General features: G+C 61.2%; 8 protein-coding genes. 4 read left to right on the top strand and 4 right to left on the bottom strand.

Going from position 1 to position 11,324, the window contains the following annotated elements; genetic code table 11:
* The 3 genes from glgB to FY112_RS04815 form a co-directional block, all read right to left on the bottom strand.
* Positions 1-1,322: 1,4-alpha-glucan branching enzyme (gene glgB / locus FY112_RS04825; protein ID WP_151517847.1), on the bottom strand; the 1,322-nt coding region annotated here is incomplete at its 3' end.
* Positions 1,319-4,600, bottom strand: a complete 3,282-nt coding sequence (gene treS, locus FY112_RS04820; RefSeq protein WP_151517846.1) for a maltose alpha-D-glucosyltransferase — start codon at positions 4,598-4,600, stop codon at positions 1,319-1,321. The genes glgB and treS, both read right to left, overlap by 4 nt.
* Complete coding sequence (locus tag FY112_RS04815) at positions 4,601-7,825, bottom strand: alpha-1,4-glucan--maltose-1-phosphate maltosyltransferase (protein ID WP_151517845.1); 3,225 nt, start codon at positions 7,823-7,825, stop codon at positions 4,601-4,603.
* On the opposite strand from FY112_RS04815, the gene FY112_RS04810 reads away from it, so the two are divergent.
* The 3 genes from FY112_RS04810 to FY112_RS04800 all read left to right on the top strand — a co-directional run bounded on the left by FY112_RS04810 (position 7,819) and on the right by FY112_RS04800 (position 9,827).
* Positions 7,819-8,016 (top strand): hypothetical protein, encoded by a 198-nt coding sequence (locus FY112_RS04810; RefSeq protein WP_062942900.1) that lies wholly within the window; start codon positions 7,819-7,821, stop codon positions 8,014-8,016. The genes FY112_RS04815 and FY112_RS04810 overlap by 7 nt on opposite strands.
* Positions 8,017-8,154: 138 nt before the next feature.
* Positions 8,155-9,060, top strand: coding sequence for an MBL fold metallo-hydrolase (locus tag FY112_RS04805; protein ID WP_151517844.1), 906 nt, complete (start codon positions 8,155-8,157; stop codon positions 9,058-9,060).
* On the top strand, positions 9,057-9,827 hold the full coding sequence (locus FY112_RS04800; RefSeq protein ID WP_151517843.1) for an aminoglycoside phosphotransferase family protein: 771 nt from the start codon (positions 9,057-9,059) through the stop codon (positions 9,825-9,827). Before FY112_RS04805 ends, FY112_RS04800 begins: the two co-directional genes overlap by 4 nt.
* Before the next feature lie 49 nt (positions 9,828-9,876).
* On the opposite strand, the gene corA is transcribed toward FY112_RS04800, so the two are convergent.
* A complete protein-coding gene (corA, locus tag FY112_RS04795; RefSeq protein WP_027664735.1) occupies positions 9,877-10,920 on the bottom strand; it encodes a magnesium/cobalt transporter CorA in 1,044 nt (347 codons plus the stop codon).
* Between the two features lie 190 nt (positions 10,921-11,110).
* Here corA and FY112_RS36605 point away from each other — a divergent pair, with 190 nt between their 5' ends.
* Positions 11,111-11,257 (top strand): hypothetical protein, encoded by a 147-nt coding sequence (locus FY112_RS36605; protein ID WP_181018158.1) that lies wholly within the window; start codon positions 11,111-11,113, stop codon positions 11,255-11,257.
* The last annotated feature ends 67 nt before the right edge of the window (positions 11,258-11,324 follow it).

Below are 11,324 nucleotides of genomic sequence, written 5' to 3'. Positions count from 1 at the left end.
TCCCGGCCGCCATATTGGTTGGGAATCCATTCGCCCTCGTTGCGGCTATAGTCGCGGTAGAGCATCGAGGCAACGGCATCGACCCGCAAGCCGTCGATATGGTAGCGCTCCAGCCACTCCAGCGCGCTGGCGATCAGAAACCCCTTTACCTCGTTGCGGCCGAGATTGTAGATCAGCGTGTTCCAGTCGCGGTGAAAGCCTTCACGCGGATCTTCGTGCTCGTAGAGCGCGCTGCCGTCGAAGCGGGCAAGTCCCCAGACGTCTGTAGGAAAATGGGCCGGCACCCAATCGAGGATGACGCCTAGCCCGGCGCCATGGCACCGGTCGATAAAATAGGCGAAGTCCTCAGGCGTCCCATATCGGCCAGTGGGAGCGAACAGGCCGAGCGGCTGATAGCCCCAGGAGCCGCCGAACGGATGCTCCATGATCGGAAGCAGCTCGATATGGGTAAAGCCCATGTCGCTGACATAGGGAACCAGCCGCTGGCTGAGTTCGACCCAGTCGAGCGACCTGTTGCCGTCCTTTTGATCGCGAAGCCAGGAGCCGACGTGCACCTCATAGACGGAGAACGCACTCTCCAGCCTGTCTTGTCGGGACCGGCCCTTCATCCAGCCGTCATCAGTCCATCGGAACGGCGTCGACGATGCGACGATCGAGGCGGTGGACGGAGCGGCCTCGCTCGCCCTCGCCACCGGATCGGCCTTCTGCGGCAGGCAGGTCCCCTCAGCATCGACGATCTCGAACTTATATCTCTCGCCGGGGGCCAGCCGCGGGATAAACAGCTCCCAGACGCCCGCCGACTGTCTCAGCCGCATCGGGTTTCGTCGCCCATCCCAGGCGTTGAAGTCGCCGACGACCGAGACGCGGCGCGCATTCGGGGCCCACACGGCGAAACGAACGCCTGATATATCGTCGATCGATATCGCCACCGCGCCGAGCGTCCGGCTTAGACTATAGTGGGTGCCCTCCGAAATCAGATGGAGGTCGAGCTCTCCGAGCAGCAGGCCGAAACTGTAGGGGTCCTCGGTGATCTGGACTGCATCCGGCCATGTGATCCGCAGCCGGTATCCCGTCCTCGAGGCGGCCGCCGCAGCAAACAGGCCGGACGGGTGGGCGATGCTGAACGGCGCCACCACCCGGCCGCTCGTCGCATCGATGAGATCGACCGCTTCCGCGCCGGGCAGATACACCCGCACGATCGTCATGCCACCGCTTTGGTGGGGGCCGAGGATCGAAAACGGATCGCCGTGGCGGCCCTCGATCAAGGCCCATAGCGCATCCTGTCCGATGCCCGCCAGGAGTTCCGAGCGCTCAACATTCATGCCTTGACCCCCGCCAGACGCGATACGATTTCGATAAAGCCGGATAGCGGGATCGGAAGCCATTTCGGCCTGTTGCGGGCCTCATAGGCGATCTCATAGGCGGCCTTTTCGAGAAGAAAGGCATCGAGAACCCTCCGTCTTTGATCGGGTGGCATGTCAAGCTCCTTCGATACGGAGACCGCCTGCGAATAGGCATCGAGAAAGGCCTCCTCAGCATGGCGCCCGAAGCGGGCGATCGCCTCGCGCCGGACTTCGTTCTCATGTTCGATGACCGCGTCGTTATCGAGTTGGGCGGTGGCCGCGAGGTAGTTCAGCGATCTCAAAAGCCCGGCGACATCACGCAGCGGGTTTGTCTTGGCCCGGCGCTCGGTCAGGTTTTTCGCGGGCTCGCCCTCGAAGTCGATGATGACGGCATCGCCTTCGCTGACGAGGATCTGGCCAAGATGAAAATCGCCATGCGTGCGCGTCATCAGCATATCACGGGTGCTTTCCGCCAGCGTTGCGGCGAGTTCGACGAGTTCGGAGCGGCGCTCGAGAAGCGGTGCCGCAAGCAGGTCGATGGCGGGATCGGCATTCTCCGCGCGTTCGTCGAGCTTCGACAGGGCATAGGCGACCTCGCCGGCAACCGCCTTCTTTATCGCTTCGACCTCACTGTCGCCAGCGACCACCGGGCTGAAGGCCTCGTCCCCGGTATCCCCGGCGAGCACGACATGCAGTTCGCCGAGCCTGAGGCCGACCATCGCGACGAAGCTGATCAACGGCCGAAAGACGTCATCGCCCGGTTGGACAGCCGGGTCGTTCAGCACGAGTTCGTCTGCCCCACGGCGCAGATTGTTCAACATCCAGTTCCAGGCGTCGCCCTGATTGCGGATCGCGCCCTGGACGATGATCAAGGTCGAACGGCGTCCGCTGGAATCCGTATGCGCGACCTCGCCGAGCAGGGGCGCCGTGTGGTCATAGCCGGCGCGCGTCAGATAGCGCGTCATCTCGACCTCCGGATGAATGCCGGGAAAGATGTGCCTGATCAGCTTGATCATCGCGAGGTCGCCGACGATCAGCGAGCTGTTGGACTGCTCGGCCGAGAGCCAATGGACCGGAAGGTCGTCGGTGACTTCGAGGCGGTCGAGCCGCTCGGTGCCGAGAAATTCGAGGGTGCCGGTGCGGCCGGTGATGCGCGAGCGGTCTCCAAGCCCACGCAGGATGCCACGCGCCATTGCCTCCACGGCAAATCCGTCTGTCAGGAAACCGACGCGCCTACCCTGGCGAATCCGTCCGAGTGCCAGCTGCTGGGTCAGCGCGGACGGTTGCGCATCGTCCCAGGCAACCGCCAGCGGCAGCTGGTAGGATTCGCTGTGGTTCGGCAGCACGGCTTCCAATTCGCCGAGAACGATGCCGTCGGCAAACGGGATCGGCGTTGCGGAGATCAGACGTGCCGCCTGAAGCGCCTGGTCTTTCGCCCCGAACCACCGCCGCTTCGCGAGATAGGCCGGCAGGATTTCGGTGCTGAGGGTGCGCGCAAGCTTGGGTTCATCGACAAGATCGAGCAGGCCGCGGCGGATGACCATCGTCACCAGATCGGGAAGCTGCTCCGGCGGCGCGGTGCGCCATGCCGGTGGGTCGGCATCGGCCTCCAGCTGGAACCAGAAGAAACCGTAGGGCGGCAATGTTAGCAGATAGGTCAGCTGGCCGATCGGCGGAAAGGGCGACATGCCGGTCAATTCGATCGGTACGCGGCCCTCGAAAGCCGAGAGGTCGAGCTCGACCGCCTGGGGCAGCCGCGAGAGGTTTGCGACGCACATCAGCGTCTCGCCCTCATACTCCCTGAGATAAGCAAGGATCTTGCGATTCTCAGGCGAGAGGAACCGCAATGAGCCGCGCCCGAAGGCCGGATGCCTGCCGCGCAGCGCCAGCATCTTGCGCGTCCAGTTGAGCAGCGAATGCGCATCCGTGCTCTGCGCCTCGACGTTGACCGCCTCGAAACCGTAAAGGGGATCTGCGACCGGCGGCAGGACGAGACGCGCCGGGTCTACCCTGGAGAAGCCGCCGTTACGGTCCGGCGACCATTGCATCGGCGTCCGCACCCCGTCCCGGTCGCCGAGATAGATGTTGTCACCCATGCCGATCTCGTCGCCGTAATAGATGACAGGCGTTCCCGGCATCGAGAGGAGAAGCGCGTTCATCAGCTCGATCCGCCGGCGGTCGCGCTCCATCAACGGCGCTAAGCGCCGCCTTATGCCGAGATTGATGCGGGCACGTTTGTCGGATGCATAGGTCTCCCAGAGATAATCCCGCTCGGCGTCGGTCACCATTTCGAGCGTCAGCTCGTCGTGGTTGCGAAGGAAGATCGCCCATTGGCAGTTGTCGGGAATTTCAGGCGTCTGGCGCAGGATGTCGGTGATCGGGAACCGGTCTTCCTTGGCGATGGCCATATACATGCGCGGCATCAGCGGGAAGTGGAAGGCCATATGGCATTCGTCACCCTCTCCGAAATATTCGCGCGTGTCCTCCGGCCATTGATTGGCCTCGGCAAGCAGCATCACGCCGGGGTGGGTGGCATCGAGCGCGGCGCGTATCCGTTTGAGGATTGCATGGGTTTCCGGCAGGTTTTCGTTGATCGTCCCCTCGCGCTCGACGAGGTAGGGGATCGCGTCGAGACGAAAACCGTCGATGCCGGTTTCCAGCCAGAAGCGCATCACCCTCAGCAATTCCTCCATGACAAGGGGGCTATCGAAATTGAGGTCGGGCTGATGGGAATAGAAACGGTGCCAGTAATAGGCGCCGGCGACCGCGTCCCATGTCCAGTTGGATTTTTCCGTATCGATGAAAATGATCCGCGTTTCCGGAAATTTCTGATCGGTATCGGACCAGACGTAGAAGTCGCGCTCCGGCGACCCCGCCGGCGCCTGGCGCGCGCGCTGGAACCAGGGATGCTGATCGGAGGTGTGATTAATGACGAGTTCGATGATGACGCGGATATTGCGCTGGTGGGCGGCGTCGACGAAAGCCCGGAAATCCTCCACCGTTCCGTAATCGGAGCTGACACTGCCATAGTCGGCGATGTCGTACCCGTCGTCTCGGCGCGGAGAGGGAAAGAAAGGCAAAAGCCAGATGGCATTGACGCCGAGGGCTGCGATGTGATCGAGCTTCTGGTGCAGGCCGGCGAAGTCGCCGACCCCGTCGCCATTGGCGTCGTAGAACGACTTGATGTGCAGCTGGTAGATGATAGCGTCTTTGTACCAGAGCGGCTGGTTCATACCATCAGGATTCAAGGTGTCCATTCATGCCTCCGCTGCGCGAACGCGCCAGATCGCAAAGGGCAGGATCTGAGGGTTGAAGCTCACTCTCTGCCACTTGCCATTCCATCTGAACCGATGCCCAGCGACCAAGTCTTCGGCGTCGAGCGCTCCACCGTCTCCGAGCGACCACTTCCAGAGTGGCAGCTCGACGTCGCTCTGCTGGAAATTGTGGGGGTCGAGACTGATGGCGATCAACAAAACATTGTCGCGGGCGCGGCTCGCCTTCTCGAAGAACAAAATGTTGTCATTCGAGGCGTTTAGCAGCGTCAGCCCGAGATGCGAATGCAGGGCAAGATTTTCGTTCCGGATGCGGTTGAGCATCCTGATCTCAGCGATGATATTGCCCGGGCGGTCGTAGTCCCAGGCGCGGATTTCGTATTTCTCGCTGTCGGCATATTCCTTGCGCTTGGCATCGGGACGCCCCTCGCAAAGTTCGAAACCGTTATAAACGCCCCACAATCCCGAAAGGGTGGCGGCAAGTGCTGCGCGGATCAGGAAGGCCGGGCGCGGCGCGTTCTGCAGGAAATCCGGATTGATATCGTGCGTGTTGACGAAGAAATGCGGGCGGAAGAATTCCTTCGGCGCCGTCTCTGTCAGCTCCCGCATATATTGCTCAAGTTCCCACTTGGCATTGCGCCAGGTGAAATAGGTGTAGGACTGGGAGAAGCCGATCTTCGCCAAGCGGTACATCACCTTCGGCTTGGTGAAGGCCTCCGATAGGAAGATCACATCGGGATGACGGGCCCTGATATCGCCGATCAGCCATTCCCAGAACGGAAAGGGTTTTGTGTGCGGATTGTCGACGCGAAACAGCTTGACGCCCTGGTCCACCCAAAGCTGGACGATATCCCTGAGCTCCACCCATAGTGAAGGCAGCGCATCTTTTGTGTAGAAATCGACGTTGACTATGTCCTCGTATTTCTTCGGCGGGTTTTCGGCGTATTTGATCGTGCCGTCGGGACGCCAGTCGAACCAGCCGGGATGCTCCTTCAGCCAGGGGTGATCCGGCGACGCCTGGATCGCCAGGTCGAGAGCGATCTCCAGACCGTGCCGGCTTGCCTCCTCCACCAGCCGGCGGAAATCCTCGAACTCGCCGAGCTCGGGGTGGATGGCATCATGGCCGCCCTCCTCGGAGCCGATGGCATAGGGGCTCCCGGGGTCATCTGGCCCTGCTTTCAGGCTGTTGTTGCGGCCTTTCCGGTTGGTCGAACCGATCGGATGAATGGGCGGGAAATAGAGCACGTCGAAGCCCATGTCACGGATGGCGGGCAACCTCGGGATGACGTCGTCGAAGGTGCCGTGTCGGTTCGGATCGCCGCTCTGCGATCGCGGGAAGATCTGGTACCAGCTGGCAAAGGCAGCCTCCTTGCGTTCGGCATCGACGGCGCTTGCCGTCGAGCGAAGCCGAAACGGCCGCTTGTCCGCCTTGTTCATCAATTCCGATGTTCGGGCATCGAGCAGGATCGCCGTGCGCTCGGCATCCGAAGCTCTTTCGAGACTGCTGACGAGGGCCTTCAAGTCGGTGCCGAGCGCGGCGCCTGCATGCGTCTCAGCCGAACGAACTAGGTTCAACCCCTCCTGCAGCTCAAGCTTCAGGTCCAGCCGGGCATCGTTCTTCTTCGTCAGTTCGTAGCGAAAGATCGCAAACGGGTTCCTCCATGCCTCGACGGCAAATTCATAACGTCCAATGCGTTCCAGCAGGAGTTCGGCGCGCCAGCGGTCGTTTTCGACCAGTTGCATCTCCGTCTCGTTCCAATCCGCCGCATCGAGCGGCCGCCAGAGCAGGACTGCGGCGATCGGGTCGTGGCCGTCGGCGAATATATCCGCCTCGACGGTGAGGATGTCGCCGACCACCCGCTTGACGGGAAAGCGCCCGCCGTCGACCTGCGGCGTGATGTTTTCGATGGCGAGCCGCGGCGACGCCGTCGCCTGCTCAGCGTCGAGGATCTGCCGGGATGTGATCGGCGCCGGCGCCTTGCCTTCGACCACCAGGGTCTCCCCTGCCCGTAGCCGCAGAGCCGTGCCGTCGGCTGCGGCGGGCAGAAAACCGGAGGCCGCTTCGCGCAGTGCGGTCACTGGAGCGGGCGCACTTTTCCGAAGATCCCTGTTGAGCAGGATGAACCGCACATTCTCGGTGCTACGAAGGTCTTCCGCCTCAGACTGCAGCAGCGCTGAGACTGGTCCGTTGGCGTTGCGGATGAGCCGAAGCGATGCGGTCGGCGCGTGGGGTTTATTGCCGATCTCGGTGTTCGCAAGGCGAATTTCGGAGGAGATATCGAAAGCAAGGTCATGCCGCAGTCCCCGCAAACCCGTTCCATTCCCATGGGTCGGATCGAGCGGCGCGGCTGCGCCATATTCGAAGCCCATCGGAACCATCAGGCCGCCGCCGAGCGAGGCAGCTAGGCGCAGCGCCCTTATGGCGCGCCGTTCAACGATTTCGCGGCTCTCGGTTCCGTGCGCGATCCGCCTGGCGAATGGCGGCTCCGGAAAAGCGATCTGCCAGCCTAGCTGCTTCTGGACGCGGTGTTCTTCGATGAACCATCTCTCGTCAAAATCCCACCAGGCCATCGATGAAAAACATCCATCAAAGCCCGTATTCTTGACCGCGCTCCTCGCCCCAAAATCAGTGCCGGGCGTCCAGGCGAAGAATTGCGCGTCCGCCTTCTGGCGCACCGCCGAAATCAGCGATTTGAAAGCCGCCGGCGCAATGCGATCGATCCCGAGCACCCGATAGCCAGAGAGGCCTAGACCGGCCAATTGTCGAAGCCGTTCGGTCCAATCTTCCAACAGCCGGGATTGAGACTCCGCCTCCATCGCAGTCATCGGTTCCGCCGGATCCAATGGTGAGCGTCTCGGATCGACAGGGCGAAAGCCTGCCTTGGTATCCCGGGCTTTGCCGTCGAGCATCAGATCCATCATCAGAGCGACGCCGCTCTTGCGGGCGGCCTCCGCCAGGCGTGCCACCCCATCCTCGACTGCGCTTCCGAGCGACAGTTGAGGATCGAGACGGGCCAGATGCTGGGAGGCAAAGATACTGCGCCCCCCGCCCCGATCGAACAGAGGTGCCGTCAGCACACGATCGAAACCGGTATCCGCAGCATGGTCGAAAACCTCGCGCCACGCGTCGATACCCTGAAGAAGGAGTGGATTGACATAATAGATCCGGGGTGGGGTGCTCAACACACCCTGGTTTGGAGAGAATGACATCGGCCGCCGCTCGAGTTTGGTTTGAAGGCAAACTTCTGTTGCCGGACGTTGTTCCACCGAAAGTTTCAATTCAGGTTGCGCCAGACATCGCCGGCCGCACCGGCGAGGACCGCTGGAACGCGCTCGATACGCGCGTCAAAAGCCTTGAACTGCGCAGACGGACCTTGAAGGTTCGCGACATAATTGAATAGTCTTGCGCTTTCTGGGACGATGACCCGTTTGGCTGCCGACGGAGACCCCGCCGCCGCCCCGCAGCGTTCTGAGAGAGTAGGCGCCCGAACGTGACTGTATCGGAATGAATCTCTGCGATTGCAATAAAGGCGACAGACGTGGATCCATTGGTGGAATTGTGTTCATACCCCGAACTCGATGATCGAATCGTGATCGTCAGGGCGGGAGACGAAGTTGATGCCGTGTTCGTCCGGACCGAAAGGTTCAATGTCCTGATCGATACGCTCGGAACGCCCGAACTGTGCCTGACGGCGCTGGACCTGCTCGGGGAACAGATGAACGCTCGTCCGCTGATCGTCATCAATTCGCATATGGATTGGGATCATTTCTGGGGGAATGCCGCCATTGCGGGGCGCGCTCCGATTATCGCGCATGCCGCCACGCTCGACCGTTTACACGACCCTTCCGCACGGGAAGTCCTGAGGGACAAGGCAAGCCAGGATTCGAGGTTTCGGAACGTCGACCTCATCGGTCCCGATATTACGTTTTCCGGCTCGATGACCCTCAACGGCGGCGATCTGACGCTGGAACTCATTCATACGCCCGGACACACGCCCGACCATATCGCCGTATGGATTCCCGAACTTCGCATCTGCCTGGCCGCCGACGCGGTAGAATACCCCATCCCCGAAGTCTGGAGCAAAAATGCCGGCGACCTGCGCTTGATCCGTTCCTCGCTCGAGCGGATACGCGACCTCAATGCAAGACTGGTCATCCCTGCGCATGGCCGGACGCGCTCTCCTTCGGCGGTGGATGACAACCTCGCCTATTTCCAAGCCCTGGCCGATCGTGTCGGCAGTTTGAGCGAGAGCCAGCTGGCGGATCCGCAACTGGGCAGTTCAAGCGGCCTGCGGCTTGAAGATTTCGTCCCCATCCCTGACGGAATGCCTTCCGACGTCGTGGCGTTCTACCGGAACTGCCAAGAGACAAACCTTGGCGCCACGGTTCAGGCCCATATCGAAAAACTGAATTCGCATAAAGAACGTCTGGAGGCCGGAACGTGAAACTGTTGGAGGGCGGACGAACCGGGCAGATCTGGCGTGACGGCAACACCGTCAGAAGGCCTTCCGGCGCATGGACGCCGACGGTGCACCGGTTTCTGCGCCATCTCAGGAGCAGAGGCTTTCCGGGAGCGCCGGATCCTATCGAGATAACCGAGAATCAGGAAGTCGTCAGTTATGTCAGCGGGCGCGTCTGCAAAGACCTGAGCGACCAATTTGTCGGATCGGAACGCATGCTGCTTTCCGCAGCCAGGCTTCTGCGCGATTTTCATTCGGCATCTCAGGGGTTTCTGGAATCGGATCGCGAGATCCAGACATGGATGCTGCCGCCACAGGAGCCGCGCGAGATCATATGCCACGGCGACTATGCGCCCTACAATGTCGCGACGGCAGACCATGAAGCTGTCGGGATCATCGATTTCGACACCGCCCATCCCGCGCAGCGCCTGTGGGATCTGGCCTATTCGGTTTACCGCTGGGCGCCGCTTTCCGATCCCGCCAATCCTCATGTGACCTTCGGCCTCGACGAACAGCTGCATCGCGCGGAAATGTTTTGCACGGCATATGGGGCGACGATGGAAGACCGGCTCCAGTTCCCTGAGATGATCTGCAGGCGGCTGCAGGCGCTCGTCGATTTCATGCTGGCAAGTGCGGGCGCCGGAGATGAGACGTTCATGGAGGACGTGGTTGCCGGAGACGCCCGGCTGTATCTCAGCGATATGGACTACGTTCGCAGCAATCGGGACCGGCTGCTGAAGGCGTTGTGCTGACGTACCTTGCCCAAGCCGAATGTCTACCGCATACCCCCGCATCACATATTTAGAGCCACTTCTTCCGACGGAAGAAAGTGAAGAGGCCCAGGCACAAGGTGACGATGACGCCAAGCACGACGAAATAGCCATACTGGAATTTCAATTCCGGCATCTCGTTGAAGTTCATCCCATAGATACCGGCGATCGCGGTGGGAACGGCGAGGATCGCCGCCCAGGCGGCGAGCTTGCGGGCGATCGCCGTCTGCTCCGTCTGGCCAATCATCACGCTGGCCTCGAAGGCGAAGGCAAGGACCTCGCGCAACGCATCGATATCTTCCTGAACCCGGCGGACGTGATCGGTCACATCGCGAAACAGCGATTGGAGCGTCGGATCCATGCCGGGAAGATCGATGTGCTCGTACCGCCGACAGACGTCCACGAGCGGCACCACGGCGTTGCGCAGCCGCAGCAGCTTGCGCCGCAACAGGTAAAGCCGCTCGATGTCGGACTTTTCCAGCTGTTCGCGCAGCACCAGATCCTCGAGCTTCTCGACCTCCTCCTGCACGACCTCGATGACAGGCATGTAGTTGTCGACGATGAAATCGAGGATGGAATAGAGAATATAATTCTCGCCATGGGCAAGTGCTGCCGGCGTGGCCTCGCATCGCTGACGCACCGCCAGATAGGAGGACGAGTCGCCGTGGCGGACGGAAACAACATAACCGCGACCGACGAACAGATGCGTTTCGCCGAAGACGATTTCGTCATCCTTCATATGGGCGGTCCGGGCGACGATGAACATCGCGTCGCCGTAAATTTCCAGTTTGGGGCGCTGGTGGGGCTGCGCCGCATCCTCGATCGCCAGGGCATGGAGATTGAACTCGGCCTGGACCTGATGCAGCAGCACTTCATCCGGCTCGTGCAGGCCGATCCAGACGACGGCATTCTCCCGGCTTCGCCATTCGCCGGCCTCCTCTATCCTGATGTCGCGAATGCGTTGCCCATGCTGATAAACGGCGGCGGCCACGACGCCGGGCCGTTCATACGGAGGCGATGTGGAACCGCCGTCTGCCAGCGCGGAAATACCGTTCAGATCCTTCAGCCGTTCCAAATCCAGCTATCCTCTCCATGGCCGCACGGGATCATATATCCGCGGGTCCAATCCCTTCGCCGGTCAGGCGCTCAGCCGATCATAATGCTATTTCGTAAAACATGCATCACTGCGTCGGTGCCGGGTTTGACCAGCCGCCTTCATCTGGCCAGGCGCCGGGCAGCGTCATGTGTCCGTGGAATTATCGTCCATGCGGTTGCCGCTCGCCGCTGAAACGGGCGGCGACAGGAAACCCCGAGATAAAAAGGCGCCCGGCGATTACCGGGCGCTTTTCATTCATATCCTCGAGGTCAATTTGACCGCAGGGGGAAAGCTTGCTCTCCATTTGCGCATGTGACAATTAAATAGTCACATTATGTACATCTCTTGGCGACGCCTGAGGATTAGCCATCGCCGCTCTTACC

It is taken from the genome of Rhizobium sp. PEPV16 (assembly GCF_008919455.1).
In the GTDB taxonomy this organism is placed as follows: domain Bacteria; phylum Pseudomonadota; class Alphaproteobacteria; order Rhizobiales; family Rhizobiaceae; genus Rhizobium; species Rhizobium leguminosarum_Q.
Note: the sequence above shows the minus strand (reverse complement) of the source record. Positions and strands in the feature narration are given on the sequence as shown.